This is a genomic window from Schaalia sp. HMT-172, assembly GCF_030644365.1.
In the GTDB taxonomy this organism is placed as follows: domain Bacteria; phylum Actinomycetota; class Actinomycetes; order Actinomycetales; family Actinomycetaceae; genus Pauljensenia.
Window position 1 is genome coordinate 453,056 of sequence record NZ_CP130058.1, and the last position, 18,129, is coordinate 471,184.

At 67.5% G+C, this 18,129-nt stretch carries 15 protein-coding genes; 14 read left to right on the forward strand and 1 reads right to left on the reverse strand.

The window, feature by feature from the left end:
- Nucleotides 1-61 precede the first annotated feature (61 nt).
- Nucleotides 62-1,378 carry a S1C family serine protease gene (locus QU663_RS01840; RefSeq protein WP_021610646.1) on the forward strand — a complete coding sequence of 439 codons (1,317 nt, stop codon included), beginning with the start codon at nt 62-64 and terminating at the stop codon, nt 1,376-1,378.
- A gap of 1,558 nt (nt 1,379-2,936) precedes the next feature.
- On the opposite strand, the gene QU663_RS01845 is transcribed toward QU663_RS01840, so the two are convergent.
- Complete coding sequence (locus tag QU663_RS01845) at nt 2,937-4,193, reverse strand: isochorismate synthase MenF (protein ID WP_021611164.1); 1,257 nt, start codon at nt 4,191-4,193, stop codon at nt 2,937-2,939.
- A gap of 196 nt (nt 4,194-4,389) precedes the next feature.
- Between QU663_RS01845 and QU663_RS01850 the strand changes: the two genes are divergently transcribed.
- The 13 genes from QU663_RS01850 (at nt 4,390) to nuoK (ending at nt 18,114) form a co-directional block, all read left to right on the forward strand.
- Nucleotides 4,390-5,097, forward strand: a complete 708-nt coding sequence (locus QU663_RS01850; protein ID WP_021611163.1) for a class I SAM-dependent methyltransferase — start codon at nt 4,390-4,392, stop codon at nt 5,095-5,097.
- Nucleotides 5,098-5,928: 831 nt separating this feature from the next.
- Nucleotides 5,929-7,209 carry a geranylgeranyl reductase family protein gene (locus QU663_RS01855; protein WP_034480542.1) on the forward strand — a complete coding sequence of 427 codons (1,281 nt, stop codon included), beginning with the start codon at nt 5,929-5,931 and terminating at the stop codon, nt 7,207-7,209.
- Between the two features lie 28 nt (nt 7,210-7,237).
- Entirely contained in the window at nt 7,238-7,597 is a 360-nt protein-coding gene (locus QU663_RS01860) for an NADH-quinone oxidoreductase subunit A (RefSeq protein ID WP_021611159.1), read from the forward strand.
- 21 nt (nt 7,598-7,618) lie between these two features.
- The gene (locus QU663_RS01865) at nt 7,619-8,173 is read left to right on the forward strand and encodes an NADH-quinone oxidoreductase subunit B (protein ID WP_009055546.1); all 555 of its coding nucleotides are present in this window, start codon (nt 7,619-7,621) and stop codon (nt 8,171-8,173) included.
- Nucleotides 8,170-8,907, forward strand: a complete 738-nt coding sequence (locus QU663_RS01870; RefSeq protein WP_021611158.1) for an NADH-quinone oxidoreductase subunit C — start codon at nt 8,170-8,172, stop codon at nt 8,905-8,907. The genes QU663_RS01865 and QU663_RS01870 overlap by 4 nt, the downstream gene beginning before the upstream one ends.
- Complete coding sequence (locus QU663_RS01875; protein ID WP_021611157.1) at nt 8,907-10,253, forward strand: NADH-quinone oxidoreductase subunit D; 1,347 nt, start codon at nt 8,907-8,909, stop codon at nt 10,251-10,253. The genes QU663_RS01870 and QU663_RS01875 overlap by 1 nt, the downstream gene beginning before the upstream one ends.
- Nucleotides 10,250-11,014 carry an NADH-quinone oxidoreductase subunit NuoE gene (nuoE, locus tag QU663_RS01880; RefSeq protein ID WP_021611156.1) on the forward strand — a complete coding sequence of 255 codons (765 nt, stop codon included), beginning with the start codon at nt 10,250-10,252 and terminating at the stop codon, nt 11,012-11,014. Before QU663_RS01875 ends, nuoE begins: the two co-directional genes overlap by 4 nt.
- On the forward strand, nt 11,011-12,315 hold the full coding sequence (gene nuoF, locus QU663_RS01885; protein WP_021611155.1) for an NADH-quinone oxidoreductase subunit NuoF: 1,305 nt from the start codon (nt 11,011-11,013) through the stop codon (nt 12,313-12,315). Before nuoE ends, nuoF begins: the two co-directional genes overlap by 4 nt.
- Nucleotides 12,312-14,873 carry an NADH-quinone oxidoreductase subunit G gene (locus tag QU663_RS01890; RefSeq protein ID WP_304990654.1) on the forward strand — a complete coding sequence of 854 codons (2,562 nt, stop codon included), beginning with the start codon at nt 12,312-12,314 and terminating at the stop codon, nt 14,871-14,873. Before nuoF ends, QU663_RS01890 begins: the two co-directional genes overlap by 4 nt.
- Nucleotides 14,870-16,198: an NADH-quinone oxidoreductase subunit NuoH gene (gene nuoH, locus QU663_RS01895; protein ID WP_021612026.1), complete on the forward strand. Its 1,329-nt coding sequence runs from the start codon at nt 14,870-14,872 to the stop codon at nt 16,196-16,198. The genes QU663_RS01890 and nuoH overlap by 4 nt, the downstream gene beginning before the upstream one ends.
- On the forward strand, nt 16,191-16,841 hold the full coding sequence (gene nuoI, locus QU663_RS01900) for an NADH-quinone oxidoreductase subunit NuoI (protein WP_021612027.1): 651 nt from the start codon (nt 16,191-16,193) through the stop codon (nt 16,839-16,841). Before nuoH ends, nuoI begins: the two co-directional genes overlap by 8 nt.
- Entirely contained in the window at nt 16,841-17,818 is a 978-nt protein-coding gene (locus tag QU663_RS01905; protein WP_021612028.1) for an NADH-quinone oxidoreductase subunit J, read from the forward strand. Before nuoI ends, QU663_RS01905 begins: the two co-directional genes overlap by 1 nt.
- A complete protein-coding gene (nuoK, locus tag QU663_RS01910; protein WP_007587627.1) occupies nt 17,815-18,114 on the forward strand; it encodes an NADH-quinone oxidoreductase subunit NuoK in 300 nt (99 codons plus the stop codon). The genes QU663_RS01905 and nuoK overlap by 4 nt, the downstream gene beginning before the upstream one ends.
- Nucleotides 18,115-18,129 lie beyond the last annotated feature (15 nt).

Sequence of the window (18,129 nt, forward strand, 5' to 3'; positions counted from 1 at the left end):
GCGCCTTGGAGGAAACGACGCATACTGGTGAACAACTTATGAACTGACACCAGAGGACACCATGAACGAGTCTCAGATTCCCGCCTCCGGCGCCGCGGCGGCGCCCGACATTCCGCCCGCAACCCCGGCGACGGAGAACCCCGCCCCCTCCGCACAGGACACCCCAGCGGCCGACGGCACCTACTCCGCTCCCACGGGCGAACCCTACGGCGGATACGCGGCCCCGGCCTCGTCCGAGGCGGTCGCTCCCACGGTCATCGTGACCAAGAAGGGCCCGGGCTGGGGAGCGCTCCTGGGCGCGATGCTCCTGACGGTCGGCCTGACCCTGGGTGCGCTCTTCTACGTGCGCCCCGCGATGCTGCGAGCCTCCACGCCGACGAACCTCAACGGCGGCACCGTCGCAACCGTCCCCGCCTCCTCCGACGCCACCGACTGGACCGCCGTCGCCTCCGCCGTCTCCCCGGCCGTCGTCACCATCCAGGCGCAAGGCGCCTCGTCCGGCAGTACTGGCTCCGGCGTCATCTACGACGCCCAGGGCGACATCGTCACCAACTACCACGTCATCTCCTCCGTGCTCACCGGCGGGCAAATCCAAGTCACCCTGGCGGACGGGCGACTCTACGCCGCGCGCATCGTCGGCCACGACAAGACGACGGACCTGGCGGTCATCCGCCTCGACAACCCGCCCGAGGACCTGACCGTCGCCCGCTTCGCGACCTCCTCAACCCTCCAGGTCGGCGCACCCGTCATGGCGATCGGCGCGCCACTGGGCCTGTCCAACACGGTCACGACCGGCATCGTCTCCGCCTTGAACCGCCCCGTCGAGGTGTCCATGGACGAGGACTCCACCTCCCAGGACCAGACGCAGGCGTCCTCCGACCTGGTCATCACCAACGCCATCCAGATCGACGCCTCGATCAACCCCGGCAATTCCGGCGGCCCGCTCTTCGACGCGACCGGCGCCGTCGTCGGCATCAACTCCTCGATCAAGTCCCTGGCGACCTCCTCCGACGGGCAGGCCGGCTCCATCGGCCTGGGCTTCGCGATCCCCTCCGACCTGGTCGTCTCTGTTGCCGACCAGCTGATCGCCTCCGGCTCAGCCTCCCACGGTATGCTCGGCGTCACCGTCAAAGCCGCCACCGCCACCGTCGGCTCCGACACCTACGTCGGCGCCGAAATCCAGGAGGTCACCTCCGGGTCGGGGGCCGCCATCGCCGGACTGCGAGTCGGGGACGTGATCCTCACCGTCGAAGGGCAGGAAGTCACCAGCCCGAAACAGCTCGTCGGCTACGTGCGCCGCTACCGCGCCGGCGACACCGTCACCATGACGATCGAGCGTGATGGCGCCACACAGGACGTGTCGGTCACGATCCAGTAAAGGGGGTGTGGCCTGTGGCGGCGAGTGCGTCCGTTGAGGCGTGACGTGAGTGCCCGTGGCGGCGAGTGTGCCCGTGGCGGCGAGAGCGTCCGTTGAGGCGTGACGTGAGTGCCCGTGGCGGCGTGTGTGCCCGTGGCGGCGTGACGTGAGTGCCGCGCGCTGACCAGGCCCGCCGCCCCTGCGAGGGGCGGCGGGCCTGTGCGCGTGAAGAACGAGGGCAATGCTGAGGAGTGGTTGGATGGGGAGGCCGCGAAGATTCCAGCGGTGTACATCTCTAAGGCCAAACAGGCCGGGCCTCTGCATCCGCGATGAGGGGAGGAATGGTGGCGCTTCATAGTCGGCTGTGGGTGGAGGCGTGTTGTGCCGCCTGATCCGTGAGTTCTCGACCCGGGGACCATCGATCACCTCCGCCGCAACGCGGCCATGGCCTTGTGCGATCACCCAGCATCCACACCAGCCTCGGCGGCAAATCCCCCACCGAATGCGAACTACACCAAGCGGCCTGGACGGCAGTCGAATAAACAAACCGTCAACGACTTGCGCACAGGCCCGGGCCTCCAAATCGACGAGCAGATCACACCGGTCGCAACGCTGCCTCGAAGCAGAGCAGCAGCGGGTCGTGCAGAGACACCGCCCTAGCTGCTGGAAGGCCGATAGGGTGCAAGTTCGCTTATCAGCAAGGGCCTCGATCTCTACCCGCAACCCCTGACCAGCACCCGGTCCCCCAGACTCAACTTGGAAGAGCCTTATTAAGCTATCCGGATGTTGGTTACCTATCCGGATGTTGGGGCGGGGTGTGGCCTGTGGCGTTGCATGTGGATAGGAACCGCGTATCTGGATAGGAACCGCGTATCTGGATAGGAACGACTGATCTGGATAGGTTATTTCGCTATCCGGATGTTGGTTACCTATCCGGATGTTGGTAACCTATCCGGATGTTGCTTACCTATCCGGATGTTGGGGCGGGGTGTGGCCTGTGGCGTTGCATGTGGATAGGAACCGCGTATCTGGATAGGAACGACTTATCTGGATAGGAACGACGTATCTGGATAGGTTATTAAGCTATCCGGATGTTGGTTACCTATCCGGATGTTGGTAACCTATCCGGATGTTGCTTACCTATCCGGATGTTGGGGCGGGGTGTGGCCTGTGGCGTTGCATGTGGATAGGAACCGCGTATCTGGATAGGAACCGCGTATCTGGATAGGAACGACGTATCTGGATAGGTTATTTAGCTATCCGGATGTTGGTTACCTATCCGCGTGATGGCCGAATCTGCTGCGTCTGGGAGCCTGTCAATCTCTCTGGGCTCAGGCTTGTGTTGTAGGCACTTCGTTGAGGGGGTGCGCGTGCCTGCGGAACGTGGGGCGCCCGTGACGAGAGCTCGTCGTCGTTTGACACCTAAGTATCGTCGTGATGGTGTGAGGCCGGTGCCGGACATGGGCTCGACGATCGCATTTATGGCTGGGGATTGAGGGCTGGGCGAATCGGCGGTGAGCGGGTAGATCGCACTCGAACGCGACAGACCCCCAGACGACGACCGAGCGTCCCGCCGGCCTCAGACCCCGAGGGCGTCCAGGAGCGGACGCATCTTCGCTTCCGTCTCGGTCAACTCCAAGTCGGGGTCTGAATCCGGCATGATGCCGGCCCCGGCAAACAGGCGCAGGCGCGTCCCCGACGCCAGCCCGCAGCGCAGGGCGATCGCGAACTCGCCGTCGCCCGCCGTGTCCACCCAGCCCACCGGCCCCGAGTAGCGGCCGCGCTCGGTGTCCTCCAGCTCCTCAATGAGGCGCATCGCGGCGTCGCGCGGAGTGCCGCACACTGCCGCCGTCGGATGCAGCGCGGCCACCAGGTCCAGCAGGTGCGCCGCCCCCAAACGTGCGTGAATGTCAGTCGCCAGGTGCACGACGTTGGGAAGCGACAGCAGGAACGGGCCCTGCGCGCGCACGTCCAGGCACAGGCGCTCCAGGATGGAGGACACCGACTCCGACGCCAACTCGTGCTCGCGCAGGTCCTTCGCACTCGACGCCAAGGCCTGCCCCTCGCCGGGCTTACACGTGCCAGCCAGGACGCGCGACGACGCGGTCCCGCAGGCGGCAGCGATCAGCATCTCCGGAGACGCCCCCACGAGCGAATCCACGCAAAACCGCCACGTCGACGGATACAGGTCGGTCAGGCGCTCCAGCAGGAAACGCTCATCGAAGCCCCGCGAGCACCGGATCGTCATGTCGCGCGCCATCACGGCCTTGTCGGCGGCGCCCTCGCGCAGGCGAGCCGCCATCGAGCGCACCGAATCGCGCCACTGGGTTCGCGACATCGACCCCTGCCCGAACGTCAGAGACTCCGGCACGCGGGGAGCGGGCCTCGCCTCGACCAGGGCAGCATCAACCGCCGCCAACGGATCCGGGGCCTGCCCGATGCCCGCCGTGATCGCCCAACGCGCCCCGGCCTCGTCGATCAGAGTCAGCGCCGGCACGAAGGCCACCGAGCGGGCGGGGGACCGGAACGCGAAGGACGCGAACAGGACGGGGGAGGGGGCGCCGCCGGTGGGGGACGAGGCCGTGGTGGCCTCCCCGGGGCGATGCGCGCCAGCGTATGGGGTGGGGGACGAGGCCGTGGTGGCCTCGCCGGTGCGTGCTGCGCCAGCGTACAGGACGGGGGAAGGAGCGTCGCCGGTGGCGGCTTGTCCGGGGCGATGCGCGCCAGCGGTCGGGGCGGAAGATGAGACGGGGGCAGCCTCCCACGCGCGGCGCACCTGCGCGATCACGTCCGGGGTTGCGGATTCGAGCGTCAGCGCCCGCCCGAGGCCCACCATCTGGCGGCGCTCACCCAACCACGCCGCGCCACCCGACGGCGGAAGCAGGGACGTCAGTGAGCAAGTAGACCCCGGGTGCTCGGGGGGTAGAACCAACGCCCGAAAAACAAGGCGTGAGCAACCAAAGTCGTCATGCATGGGTCCAATGGTAGGAGCAGGGGCGGCGGCGCGCGAAAAGACGTGGGAGGATTAACGCATGACAGAAGCCCCACGCGCCGACCTCACCAAGGTCCCCGAAGAGATTGCAACGATGTTCGACTCCGTCGCCACGCGTTACGACATGATGGACACGCTGATGACGGGCGGTTTGAACCATGTCTGGATGACCGCGCTGCGCAAGGCAGTCGCCCCCCACCCCGGCGAACGCATCCTCGACCTGGCCGCCGGCACCGGCGCGTCGGCCGCCTCCCTGGCCAAGGGTGGCGCCGAAGTCGTCGCCTGCGACCTGTCGGAGGGCATGATCGAGGTCGGACGCGAACGCCACCCCGAGCTCGAATTCGTCCACGGTAACGCCATGGACCTCGACTTCGAAGACGGCTCCTTCGACGCGGTCACCATCTCCTGGGGCCTGCGCAACATTCCCGATCCCGCGCTCGCGCTGCGCGAAATGGCCCGCGTCGTGCGTCCCCGTGGGCGCCTCGTGATCCTGGAGTTCTCCACCCCGCCCTCGCGCGCGTTCCGCAGCCTGTACAACGTCTACCAGAAGACGGTCATGCCGACGATGGCGCGCCTGGCCTCCACGAACGACGGGGCCTACGACTACCTCGTCGAGTCGATCCGCCAGTGGCCCGCGCAGGAGGAGATCGCGCGCATGGTGGCCGCCAATGGCTGGAGCGAGGTCGAATACCGCAACCTGACCGGCGGCATCGCCTGCATGCACCGCGCCGTCAAGCCGCTCCCGTAGTGTGACCAACGACGAGGCCGGGGCCCCTCCCGTGGGGTCCCGGCCTCTCGCGTTGGGTGCCGAAAGCGCGGCGCGCCCTCGGGGCTGGGTGGGCTCAGTGCCCGCGCGCTGGGTTATATTGCTGTGCAGTGCTGGTTGTTGGTGCGCGCGCCGCGGGTTTTCTGGGCGCCGAGCCTTGCGGTTCCTCTGGCGTCCTGCGCGCCGGTGGGGCCTTCGCGGCTGGTGTTGTTCGGTGCGTTGCTCTGATGCCCAGGTATGGCTCTCAACCAGTAATTTCGCATGCAATTTCCCCGCAACTCTTTCAAATCTTGAAATCAGATCGTTGGAATTGCAACGTTTTCAGACTTTATTGAAACTTCATCCAATCGAATTGCATGCGACTTTTCTAAGGCCATGCCTCGCTGCCGCCCGCGGGTGCCGTGGCTAGGCCCGTGTCTCGAAGCGCGCCCGTGCTCTCCAGTTCGAGTAACCGCTTGCGTGACAAGTGTTGCGAGTACGAGTAGGTGGGCGGGAATGAGGTCGGAAGGGCTTCGGCGCGAGCCCGTCCCGAGCGGGTGCGTCGGCCTCGTTTCGCGGCGGCCAGCCCTCGTCAGCGCTCGTGGAGGCGAGGTTGCCGCCAACATTTACGACAGGGAAACGTTGCGCAAATGGGGGTGGAGGGCGTGGCCCGCCCCGGCCTCGTTGCCCCAAAAGACGCCAAAAAGTGCGCTCGGTCGCCGAGGTGAGGGTGACCTAGCTAGGCTGGCACGCGGAATGAGGTGATGTGCACACCTCATCCGCCTTGCACACTCGCGCGGATGCACCCGCGCGCCCACACAACGGAGGAATGCCGTGGCATCCACCATGCCTAGCGACATGAGCGCTGACGTCGTCGTCGTCGGCGCAGGCCCGGGCGGGTCCTCCACCGCCTACCACCTGGCCAGAGCTGGCCTCGACGTCATCCTCCTCGAAAAAAGCCCCTTCCCGCGCGACAAAATCTGCGGCGACGGGCTCACCCCGGCCGCCGTCCACGAACTCATCGCGATGGGCGTGGACACCACCGGCTGGATGCGAAACCGCGGCCTGACCGTCATCGGTGGCGGCCACACCGTCCACATGGACTGGCCCGACCAGAAATCCCTGCCCGGCTACGGCATGACACGAGCCCGCGTGGACCTCGACCACGTGCTCGCGCGCCGCGCCGTCGAAGCCGGTGCCCGCCTCTACGAGGGCGTCACCGTCACGGGCGCGATCCAGGACGGCTCCGGCCGCGTCGTCGGCGTGACCGCCAAAACTGGCCGGGGCAAGGACGCCACCACCATCGAAGTGCGCGCCTCCATCACGGTTGACGCTGGGGGAGTGGCCGCCCGACTGGCCACCGGCCTCGGCCTCGAAAAGAAGATGAACCGCCCCATGGGTGTCGCAGCGCGTGCCTACTTCGCGAGCCCCCGCGGCGACGAAGAATGGATGGAATCCCACCTCGAACTATGGAGCGGGACCCCCGGCGCCTCCGACCTGCTGCCCGGCTACGGCTGGATCTTCCCCATGGGCGAGGGCATCGTCAACGTCGGCCTCGGCTCCGTCGCCTCGCGCGCCGGCGCCACCAACCTGCCCTACCGCGAGGTCTTCAAGGCCTGGACCGCGAACCTGCCCGAGGAATGGGGCTTCACCCCCGACAACCAAATCGGCCAGCTTCGCTCCGCCGCCCTGCCCATGAGCTTCAACCGCAAGCCCCACTACACCCAGGGCCTCGTCCTCGTCGGCGACGCCGGCGGCATGGTCTCCCCCTACAACGGCGAAGGCATCGCCCCCGCCATGAAGGCCGGACGCTACGCCGCCTCCTGCATCGCCCAGGCCCTGGCCCGCTCCCACCGCGCCGGCATCGACCGCGCCATGAGCGAATACCCCCACATGCTTCGCGACGAATACGGCGGCTACTACCAGCTCGGCCGCATCTTCGTCGCGCTCATCGAAAACCCGACGATCATGCGCACCTGCACGAACGTCGGGCTGCCCATCCCGCGCCTCATGACGCTCGTCCACAAACTCCTGTCGGACGGGTACGAGAGGACCGGAGGGGACTTCGACGACCAACTCATCACCATGCTGACCAAGGTGGTGCGCCCCGCATGACCACCATCACCCATAACCGGGAGGAACGATGACGAATCCCTACGTGCCGCTGCTCATCATGTCGGCAGCCGCCCTCGTACTGGCTTTCGGAGGCCTGGTCGCCTCCGCGATCCTGGGCCCCACCAAGAAGTCCACAACCAAGGCCGACAACTACGAGTGCGGCATCCAGCCGACCAGCGCTCACCTCACCGAGGGCCGCTTCCCGGTGCGCTACTACCTGGTCGCCATGACCTTCATCATCTTCGACATTGAAGTTGTGTTCATGTACCCGTGGGCCGTCAGCTTCAACCAGCTCGGCCTCTTCGGCCTGATCGTGATGATGAGCTTCCTGGTCACCCTCTGCGTCCCCTACGCCTACGAATGGCGACGCGGCGGCCTGGACTACTAATAGAGAAGTAAGGAAAGACAAGTGGGACTTGAAGAATCCCTGCCCGCGGGCATCGCGCTGACCAGCGTCGAAAAGGTCCTCGGGCTCGCACGCAAGTACAGCCAGTGGCCCGTCACCATGGGCCTGGCGTGCTGCGCCATCGAAATGATGGCCGCCGGTACCCCCCGTTTCGACATGGCGCGCTTCGGCCTCGAGGTCTTCCGCGCCTCGCCGCGTCACTCCGACATGATGATCGTGTCGGGGCGCGTGTCGCACAAGATGGCCCCCATCATCCGCCGCGTCTACGACTCGATGCCCGAACCCAAGTGGGTCATCTCCATGGGTGCCTGCGCGTCCTCCGGCGGCGTCTTCAACAACTACGCCGTCGTCCAAGGCTGCGACCACATCGTCCCCGTCGACGTGTACCTGCCCGGATGCCCTCCCCGCCCCGAGGCCCTCATCCACGCGGTCCTCGTCCTGCGTGAGCAGATCGGCAAGGAACCCCTCGGCGTCCACCGCCGCGAAATCGCGCGCCGCGCCGAGCAGGCCGCCCTCGAGGCGACCCCCACCCACCAGATGAAGGGACTCCTCGCATGAGCGACCTTTCCACCCCCGAGGAAAACGCGCCCGCCGAGGTCGCCCCGGCCTCGTCCCAGCGCGGTTTCGCCCTCCCCGAGCCCATCGCACACCGCGAGGGCCTCTTCGGCGCGGGCACCGACTCCTCCACCTCCGGCTTCGCCGGCCTCGTGACCGACTCCTTCCTGCCCGGCGAGGCCTCCCGCCCCTACGGCGGCTGGTTCGACCAGGTCGTTGACGTCCTCGAAGAGCTCATCGCCGCCGATGGCCTGACAGTTTCCGACGTCATCGAAAAGGTCACGATCGACCGCGGGCAGCTCGGAATCTTCATCGCCCGCGAGCACATCAAGCGCGTCGCCCAGTACCTGCGCGACGACGCGGACCTGCGCTTCGAGCTGTGCCTGGGCACCAACGGCGCGCACTACCCCCTCGATAAGGGACGCGAGCTGCACGCCATCTACCCCCTGTACTCGATCACGCACAACCGCATGATCCGCCTCGAGGTCACGTGCCCCGACGAGGACCCCCGTATCCCCTCCATCGTCTCCGTCTACCCCGGAAACGACTGGCAGGAGCGCGAAACCTGGGACCTCATCGGCATTGTCTTCACCGGGCACCCCTCGCTCACGCGCACCGCGATGCCCGACGACTGGGTCGGACACCCCCAGCGCAAGGACTACCCGCTGGGCGGCATCCCCGTCGAGTTCAAGGGCGCCGTCAACGCACCCGCCGACGTTCGTAGGAGTGTGAACTGATGACCACCGCTTTCCACGCGCCCGCTGGCCAGACCGACCTGCCCATCGAGGACATCCCCGAGGTGCTCACCCAGGGCGGCGACTGGGACGACGTCCTGCACGAGATCGAGACCATCACCTCCGAGCGCATCGTCGTCAACCTCGGCCCCGTCCACCCCGCGACCCACGGCGTTCTGCGCCTCATCCTCGAGCTCGACGGCGAGAAGGTCCGCGAGACCCGCGTCGACACCGGCTACCTGCACACCGGCATCGAGAAGAACATGGAGTACCGCACGTGGGCCCAGGGCGTCGCATACTGCACGCGCATGGACTACGTCGCTCCCTTCTTCCAGGAGGCCGCCTACTGCCTCGGCGTCGAGAAGCTCCTCGGCATCGAAGAGGACATCCCCGAGCGCGCCTCCCTCATCCGCATCCTCATGATGGAGCTGTGCCGCATCGCCTCGCACCTGGTCGCCATCGGCTCGACCGGTAACGAAATGGGTGCCACGACGATCATGACGATCGGCTTCCGCGGCCGCGAGGAAATCCTGCGCATCTTCGAGCGCATCACCGGCCTGCGCATGAACCACGAGTACATTCGCCCCGGCGGCGTCGTGCAGGACATCGGCGAGGGCACCACGGACTACATCCGCGACCGCCTGCGCCGGGCCCGCAAGGATATCGGAGAGCTCCAGGACATCCTCGTGGAGAACCCGATCTTCAAGAAGCGCCTGTGCGACGTGGCAGTCATGCCGCTGAGCGGCCTCATGGCCCTGGGCTCGACCGGCCCCGGCGTGCGCGCCGCCGGCCTGCCCCTGGACCTGCGCAAGAGCCAGCCCTACTGCGGCTACGAGAACTTCGAGTTCGATGTTCCCACCCGCGACAAGTCCGACGTCTACAACCGCACGATGGTCCGCTTCGACGAGTGCTACGAGTCCATGCGCATCATCTGGCAGGTCCTCGACAAGCTCGACCAGTGCGAGGGCGCGCCCACCATGGTCGCCGACCCCGAAATCGCCTGGCCCGCGCGCCTGGCCGTGGGCACCGACGGCCAGGGCAACTCCGCCGAGCACGTCCGCGAGATCATGGGGGAGTCCATGGAGTCCCTCATCCACCACTTCAAGCTCGTCACGGAGGGCTTCCACGTGCCCGCCGGCCAGGTCTACCAGACCGTCGAGCACGCGAAGGGCATCCTGGGCGTCCACCTCGTCTCCGACGGCGGCACGCGCCCGTTCCGCGCGCACTTCCGTGACCCCTCCTTCGCCAACCTGCAAGCACTGGCCATGATGACCGAGGGCGGCCAGCTGGCCGACGTGGTCGTCGCCCTGGCCGCTATCGACCCCGTTCTCGGAGGCGTTGACCGATGAGCTACACACCCGACACCCTGGCACGCCTGCAGGCGGACGCCGCGCAGATCATCGCCCGCTACCCGGACGGTCACTCGCGCTCCGCGCTGCTGCCGATGCTGCACCTGATCCAGTCCGTCGACGGCTACGTCAGCCCGGACGGCATCGACTTCATCGCCGCCACGCTGGACCTGCCCCGCGCAGAGATCAGCGCCGTCGCGACCTTCTACACGCAGTACAAGCGCCACCCCACCGGCGACTACCTGGTGGGCGTGTGCACGAACGCGCTGTGCGCCGTCATGGGCGGCGACGAGATCTGGGAAAAGGTCTCCGAGAAGGTCGGCGTCGGCAGCGACGAGACCAGCGAAGACGGAAAGATCACGCTCGAACGCATCGAGTGCAACGCGGCGTGCGACTACGCGCCCGTCGTCATGGTCAACTGGGAATTCTTCGACAACCAGAGCCCCTCCTCGGCCCTGGCAATGATCGATGACATCCAGGCTGGCCGCGACATCCACCCGACGCGCGGACCCATCGTGGCCCCCACCTTCAAGGAGAACGAGCGCGTCCTGGCCGGCTTCCTGGACGGCCACGAGGACGAGGGCCCCTCCGCTGGCCCCTCGACCCTGCTGGGCCGCGAGATCGCAGCGGCGAACGGCTGGACCGAGCCGGTGGCTGACAAGGCCGCCGACCAGGCCCCCACGAAGGCCCCGAAGGCATCCACGAAGGCCACGAAGGCATCCACGAAGGCCACGAATAAGAAGGGAGTGAAGGCGAAGTGAGCACCGCATACGTTGCGCCCGGGCCGCTGACCCCGATCCTCACCAACGGGTGGGGAGAGGAGCGTTCCTGGACGCTGGACTCCTACCGTGGCCGCGGCGGCTACCAGGGCCTCGAAAAGGCCCGGACCATGGAGCCCGCCGACATCGTGCAGGCCGTCAAGGACTCGGGCCTGCGAGGCCGCGGTGGCGCAGGCTTCCCGTCGGGCCTCAAGTGGTCCTTCCTGCCCCCGGCCGACGGCGGTCCCCGCTACCTCGTGGTGAACGCCGACGAGTCCGAGCCGGGCACCTGCAAGGACATCCCGCTCATCATGGGCAACCCGCACGTCCTCATTGAGGGCATCGCGATCACGTCGCGCGCGATCGGCTGCGACCACGCGTTCGTCTACCTGCGCGGCGAGGTCACCCACGTGTACCGTCGCCTGCTGCAGGCCGTGCGCGAGGCGACCGAGGCCGGCGTGCTCGGCGACCTGCGCATTACCGCCCATGCTGGCGCCGGCGCCTACATCTGCGGCGAGGAGACGGCCCTGCTGGACTCCCTCGAGGGGCGCCGAGGCCACCCGCGCCTCAAGCCCCCCTTCCCCGCGGTCGCCGGCCTGTACGCCCGTCCCACGGTCGTCAACAACGTCGAGACCATCGCTCAGGTGGCGGGCATCTTCCGCAACTCCCCCGAGTGGTTTGCCTCGATGGGTACCGAGAAGTCCAAGGGCCACGGCATCTTCTCTGTGTCGGGCCACGTGGCGCACCCCGGCCAGTTCGAGGCCCCCTTCGGCATCACGATGCGTGAGCTTATCGAGATGGCGGGCGGCATCCGCGACGGCCACAAGCTGAAGTTCTGGACCCCCGGCGGCTCCTCCACCCCGATCTTCACCGAAGACGAGCTGGACACGCCCCTCGACTACGAGTCCGTGGGCGCGGCCGGTTCGATGCTGGGCACGCGTGCCCTGCAGGTGTTCGACGAGACCGTCTCGGTGGTCCGCGTCATCACCCGCTGGTCCGAGTTCTACCAGCACGAGTCCTGCGGTAAGTGCACGCCCTGCCGCGAAGGCACCTACTGGATGAAGCAAATCATGCTGCGCCTCGAGCGAGGCGAGGGTCGCCCCGGCGATGTCGACCTGCTCGACGAGATCGCACACAATATCGCGGGCCGTAGCTTCTGCCCGCTCGGCGACGCCGCAGCAACCCCGATCATGGCGGGCATCAAGCGCTTCCGCGACGAGTTCGAGGCCGGCCTGACCACGCCCGCCCGCGAGCTTTTCCCCTACGAGGCGTCCGCTAACTACGCGCGAGGAGGTGGCCGATGAGCGACGCGCCCAACATGATCGACGTCACCATCGACGACGTTCAGGTTTCTGTCCCCCAGGGCACGCTCGTGATCCGCGCGGCCGAGCAGGCCGGCATCCGGATCCCGCGTTTCTGCGACCACCCGCTGCTGGCCCCCGTGGCCGCGTGCCGCCAGTGCCTGGTCGAGGTCGGCATGCCCGACCGCAACACGGGCGAGCTGCGCTTCATGCCCAAGCCCCAGCCCTCGTGTGCGCAGGCCGTCACCCCGGGCATGGTCGTCAAGACGCAGCACACCTCCGAGGTGGTCGACCGCGCCCAGCGCGGCGTCATGGAGTTCCTGCTCATCAACCACCCGCTGGACTGCCCGGTCTGCGACAAGGGCGGCGAGTGCCCCCTGCAGAATCAGGCGCTCACGGAGGGCCGCGGCAAGTCCCGCTTCACGGACGCCAAGCGCACGTTCAAGAAGCCGCTGCGCCTGACCTCCCAGATCCTGCTCGATCGCGAGCGCTGCATCCTGTGCCAGCGCTGCGTGCGCTTCGGTAAGGAAATCTCGGGCGACGTGTTCATGGACCTGCAGGGCCGAGGCGGTGGCACGGCTCCCACGGAGCACCACTACTTCATGGGCGAGCAGGTCGGCGGATTCGACACGACCACCCTGGACTTCTTCGACACGAAGGCCAAGGAGGCCTCGACCTCGTCCCTGTCGTCCCCGTTCGGCACCGACGCGATCGTCGGATCGATCAACGAGGGTGAGCTCTCCGTCGCCGAGCGCGACGTGTCGGGCCGCGCCTTCGCGTCCTACTTCTCGGGCAACATCATCCAGATCTGCCCGGTCGGCGCCCTGACCGCAGCGTCCTACCGCTTCCGCGCGCGTCCCTTCGACCTCGTGTCGACGGCGTCCGTGACCGAGCACGACGCGTCGGGCAGTGCGATCCGCCAGGATGTGCGCCGCGGCGAGGTCGTGCGTCGCATGAGCGGCAACGACCCCGAGGTCAACGAAGAGTGGATCACCGACAAGGACCGCTTCGCCTTCGAATGGGACAAGGTTGACCGCCTGACCTACCCGCTCGTGCGTGAGGACGGCAAGCTGGTCCCCACCTCCTGGTCCGACGCGCTCGACCGCGTCCGCGAGGGCCTGGAGCAGGCGGGCTCGTCCGTGGGCTTCCTGCCCGGCGGCCACCTCACCTTCGAGGACGCCTGGGCGTGGTCGAAGTTCGCGCGCACGGTCGTCGGCTCCGACTCGATCGACTTCCGTTCCCGTCCCTCCTCCGAGGAGGAGCGCTCCTTCCTGGCTTCCCACGTGGCCGGCTCCGGCCTCGATGTCACGTACTCCGATCTGGAGAGCGCCGGGCAGGTGCTGCTGGTCGCCCTCGAGCCCGAGGACGAATGCGGCGCCATGTTCCTGCGACTGCGTAAGGCCACGCGCAAGTCGGGCCTGACGGTCGCCACGGTCGCGCCCTTCACCTCCAACGGTTCGCGCAAGATGAACGCGCGGGTCCTGCACGCGGCCCCCGGCGCCGAGCCCGGCGTCGTCGACGCGATCGCGGCGGGTGGCGAATACGCCGACCTGGCCGAGGCGCTGTCCGGCGGCATCATCCTCGTGGGCGAGCGCGCCGCGCAGACCCCCGGCCTGCTCTCCGCCGTCGTCGCTCTGGCCGAGCGCACGGGCGCCCGCCTCGCGTGGGTCCCGCGCCGCGCCGGCGACCGCGCCGCCATCGAAGCCGGCCTCCTCCCGGGTCTGCTTCCCTTCGGCCGCGGCCTCGACGAGGCCGGGGTGCAGTCCCTGGGGTGGGGCGAGCTTCCCGAGCGCGGCCTCGACGCCGAGCAGATGATCGATGCCGCCCTCTCCCGAGAGCTCTCCGCCCTGGTCGTCGGCGGCGTTGACCTGCGCGACTTCGACAATCCGGCCCGCGTGCGCGCGGCGCTCGACGCGGTTCCCTTCCTGGTCTCCCTCGAGGTTCGTGCCTCCGAGGTGACCAAGAGGGCCGACGTCGTCCTGCCGGTGGCTCCCGCGGTCGAAAAGAACGGCACCTTCATCAACTGGGAAGGCCGCCTGCGTCCCTTCGGCCAGGCCCGCTCGGCAACGTCCCTGACGGACCGCGACGTGCTCGTGCGCCTGACCGAAGAGTTCGATCTCGACCTGGGCATCACCGCCCTGGCCGACCTCTACGAGGAAGTCAACCCCCTCATGGAGTTTGGCGGCGCCCCGCAGGCCTTCGCCCCGGCGAAAGCACAGGCCCCCGCGGCCGCCGGAAAGGGCCAGGTCCTCCTCGCCTCCCACAAGCCGATGATCGACGCCGGTCGCCTCCAGGACGGTGCCCCGTGGCTGGCCGGATCGGCCCGCCGCCCCGTCCTCCTGGCCTCGGCCGCGACGCTGGCCGCCGCGGGCATCGCCCCCGGCGCCGACGCGACGCTTGAGACCGAACTCGGCGCGATCACCCTCCCGGCCGCCATCGCGGACCTGCCCGACTCCGTCGCGTGGGTGCCCGAATGCTCGACCGGCTCCGTAATTCACGACAATCTCGGCGGTGTCGGCACCGTCGCGACCCTGCGCGCCACGCAGGAGGTGGCACGATGACACTCGCACCCTTCGCAGTCCCGGAGTACACCGCCGCGGACTTCAGCCAGGAAACCTGGTGGCTCAGCCTCATCAAGGCCGTGTTCATCATCGTCTTCCTGATCGCCAACGTGCTCCTGGCCCTGTGGGTCGAGCGCCGAGGCCTGGGCCGCATGCAGACGCGTCCCGGCCCGAACGTTGCGGGCCCCCTCGGCCTGTTCCAGGCGTTCGCGGACGCCGGCAAGCTCCTCTTCAAGGAGGACATGTGGACCCGCCGGGCCGAGAGGTTCCTGTACTTCCTGGCTCCCGCGATCGCGGCCTTCGCGGCCTTCAGCGTCTACGCGGTCATCCCCATGGGTCCGAACGTGAAGATTGGCACCATCTCCACGCCGCTGCAGCTGGCCGACATGCCCGTCGCCTCCCTGTACATCCTGGCGATCGCCTCGCTGGGCCTGTACGGCATCGTCCTGGGTGGCTGGTCGACCCGCTCGACCCTGCCCCTGTACGGAGCCGTGCGTTCCTCCGCGCAGGTCATCTCCTACGAACTGGCCATGGGCCTGTCCCTCGTGAGCGTCTTCCTCATGTCGGGCTCCATGTCCACCTCGCAGATCGTCGCGGCTCAGGGACAGTTCTGGTGGGCATTCACCCTGTTCCCCGCGTTCGTCATCTACTGCATCAGCGCCGTCGGTGAAGTCAACCGTCTTCCCTTCGACCTCCCCGAAGCCGAAGGCGAGATCGTCGCCGGCCACATGACCGAGTACTCGTCGATGAAGTTCGGCTGGTACTACCTGTCCGAGTACGTCAACATGCTCAACGTCTCGGCCGTGGCCACCACGATGTTCTTCGGCGGCTGGCACGCCCCGTGGCCGCTGTCCCACGTCGACTTCCTCAACTCCGGCTGGTGGGGCCTGCTGTGGTTCTTCCTGAAGATCTGGTTCTTCATGTTCCTGATGATCTGGACGCGCGCCACGCTGCTGCGCTTCCGCTACGACCAGTTCATGAACCTCGGCTGGAAGCGCCTCATGCCCATCGCGCTGGGCTGGCTCGTGCTCGTCGCCCTCGTGCGTGGCATCACCCAGTTCGTCCAGCTCTCTACGCCCGTGCTCTTCGGCGGCGTCGGCGGCCTCTTCCTGATCGCCCTGGCGATCATCTGGCTCACTGACAAGCCCGAGCCTGAGCCGATCCCGGCGTCCGAGCGCGAATACACCGGCTTCGAGGACGGCTTCCCCGTCCCGCCGCTGCCCGGACAGACCCCCGTTGCCTCGCCGCGCGGCCTCGCCACCATTGAAGGCGAACTGGCCACGGCCTCGGCAATCGATAGCCCGAAGGAGTCCACCGATGAGTGAGAAGACCACCGACGAGGAGATGCTCTTCGAGCATGACCCCAAGGGTGCCCTCGCCCAGTTCGTCGCGCCCATGGCCGGCTACGGAGTCACCATGGCTTCCTTCTTCCGGCCCACCGTCACCGAGCAGTACCCGCGCGAACCCGCGCGCGTCATGCCCCGCTTCCACGGACGTCACCAGCTCAACCGCTACGACGACGGCCTGGAAAAGTGCGTCGGCTGCGAGCTGTGCGCCTGGGCGTGCCCCGCCGACGCGATCTTCGTCGAGGCCGCCTCGAACACGCCCGAGGAGCAGTACTCTGCGGGCGAGCGTTACGGCCGCGTCTACCAGATCAACTACCTGCGCTGCATCTTCTGCGGTATGTGCATCGAGGCGTGCCCCACGCGCGCCCTGACGATGACGAACGACTTCGAAATCGCCAAGTACACCCGCGAGGACGACATCTACGAGAAGGAAGACCTGCTGGTCCCCCTCTCCGACGGGATGCTCGCAGCGCCCCACCCCATGGTCGAGGGTAAGAACGACATCGACTACTACCGCGGGGAAGTCACCGGCCCCACCGCCGCCCAGGTCGACTGGGTGGCGAGCCGCCGCCCTGACGACCCCTCCCTCAAGACGGTGCGAGTCGCCGAGGAGGCACACTGATGAACCTGTCCAACGGTTGGCCCATGATGGGGTCAACGGGGGAGATCATCCTCTTCGCATGCACGGCCATTGTCATGGTCGCCTGCGCTCTGGGTGTCCTCTTCTGTAAGAAGGCCGCGCACTCGGTCATCTGCATGGTCGGCGTCATGCTCGGCCTGGCAGTCCTGTACATCGCCAATAGCGCCCCCTTCCTGGGCGTCGCGCAGATCGTCGTGTACACCGGCGCGATCATGATGCTGTTCCTCTTTGTCATCATGCTGATCGGCATCGGCACCTCCGACGACTACGCCCGCCAGTCCCGCGGCGCGATCGTCGCGGCGGTGCTCGGTGGCCTCGGCCTGATCGTGATCGTGACGACCGCGATCCTGAAGTCCGTGCCCGACACCTACGCGGCGAACGAGGTCAACCCCTACTCCAACCAGCCGATCACCGACCTGGCGATCACCCTGTTCCAGGAGCACTGGCTGAGCATGGAAATCGCCGGCGGCCTGCTCATCACCGCCGCCGTCGGCGCAATGCTACTCACCCACTCGGATCGCCTCGGCCCGAAGGTCACCCAGCTGCAGACCGCTCGCAACAAGATGCGCGCGTTCGAGGAGAAGGGTGCTCGCATCGGCCAGCTGCCCGCCCCCGGCGTCTACGCCCAGTCGAACGCGGCCGACGTGCCCGCCATCTCGGGTGAGACCCTCGGCCCCGTCGAGGAGTCCGTGCCCCGCGTGCTGCGCGTGCGCGGCCTGACCCGCACGATCGGCGAGGTCACCCCCGAGGTCTCCGAGCAGCTCGCCCTCGCCCGAAACGAGGCCGACGGCTCCGAGGCGCTCGAGGAATCGCCCTACACCATCGGGCGCACGCCCGACGTCCCGCGCTCCGGCTCCTTCGGGATGCCCGGCGCCGCCGCGCCCACCGGACTGGCCCAGCCTCGGGCTCGCAAGGCGCGCACCACCACCCCCACTGAGAAGAAGGAGGAGAGCAAGTGAGCCTCGCCTGGTACCTCATCCTTGCGGGTGTGCTGTTCGCCATCGGAGCGACCACGGTCCTCGTGCGCCGCAGCGCGGTCATCGCGCTCATGGGCGTCGAAATGATGCTCAACGCCGCGAACCTCGTCCTCGTGACGTTCTCGCGCATTAACTCCAACGTTGACGGCGAGATCATGGCGTTCTTCGTCATGGTCGTCGCGGCGGCTGAGGTCGTCGTCGGCCTGTCGATCATCGTGTCCATCTATCGTTCGCGCTCGACCACGAGCATGGACGACCTCAACCTGCTGAAGAACTGAGGGAGGACGTAACTC